Raw genomic sequence first — 1,039 nt, 5'->3', positions numbered from 1 at the left:
GCCCAGCAGGGGCCCGCCCACCGGCAGGGCCGGCAGCAGCCCCAGCAGACCCACCACCAGCCCCACGCCGGCCCCGACGTAACTCCAGCGGGTGGCCTGCAACCGGGCCGGTCCGAGCAGCAGGCCCAGGGCCTCGGCCCCCCAGCCCAGGAGCAGCAGCACCACGGCCAGCGCCAGGGCCGGCCAGCCGGCGGCCCAGCCGACGGCCCAGCACCAGAGCAGGGCGCCCAGGGGCAGCAGGGTCAGGCCGGGCGCCACAGGCAGCACGGTGCCGGGAATCGCCAGCGACTGGATCAGCAGGGCGATCCACCAGAGCAGATCGGCGCGGTCGAGGCTGGGCAGGCTGGCCGGGGACATGGCGGCAGGCTCAGGGCACGCGACGGGCCACCCGCAGCTTGGCGGAGCGGCTACGGGGGTTGGCCTGCTCCTCCGCCTCACTGGCCACCAGCGGCTTGCGGGTGAGCCGCTCCAGGCGCGGATCGCTGAGAAAGGCGGTCTTGACGCGCCGGTCCTCGAGGGAATGGAAACTGATCACCGCCAGCAGACCGCCGGGCACCAGCCAGTCGGGGGCCCGCTCCAGCAGGCGGTCGAGGGCGCCCAGCTCGTCGTTGACCGCGATCCGCAGGGCCTGGAAGGTGCGGGTGGCCGGGTGGATCCGGCCGTGGCGCGCCTTGGGGGGGAAACAGCCGGCCACGGCATAGGCCAGATCGGCCGTGGTCCGCCCGCTGCCGGCCCAGGGGCGTTCGGCCACCAGGCGCCGGGCGATGCGGCGCGACAGCCGCTCCTCGCCGTAGGCGTGGATCAGGTCCGCCAGCGCCGATTCCTCCAGCCGGTCGATCAGCTCGGCGGCGGTTTCGCCGGCGTCCGGGTCCATGCGCATGTCCAGGGGGCCAGGGGCGCGGAAACTGAAGCCCCGGGCGGGTTCATCCAGCTGGGGACTGCTGACCCCCAGGTCAGCCAGCACCCCCACCAGGGGGGCGGGCGGGGTGAAGTCGGCGAAATTGGCCGCCTCGATCCGGGCGCGATCGCCGAAGGGGGC

The 1,039-nt window shown here is 75.0% G+C and carries 2 protein-coding genes; both read right to left on the bottom strand.

The window, feature by feature from the left end; all coding sequences use genetic code 11:
• Window positions 1-357 (bottom strand): DUF456 family protein (locus tag VB737_RS16950; RefSeq protein ID WP_500314694.1); only part of this gene is annotated, 357 nt, incomplete at its 3' end.
• 10 nt (window positions 358-367) lie between these two features.
• A partial coding sequence (gene rsmH / locus VB737_RS16945; RefSeq protein WP_500314692.1) for a 16S rRNA (cytosine(1402)-N(4))-methyltransferase RsmH occupies window positions 368-1,039 on the bottom strand: 672 nt, incomplete at its 5' end.

This window comes from Synechococcus sp. BA-120 BA3, from assembly GCF_034931285.1.
In the GTDB taxonomy this organism is placed as follows: Bacteria; Cyanobacteriota; Cyanobacteriia; order PCC-6307; family Cyanobiaceae; genus Cyanobium.
Note: the sequence above shows the minus strand (reverse complement) of the source record. Positions and strands in the feature narration are given on the sequence as shown.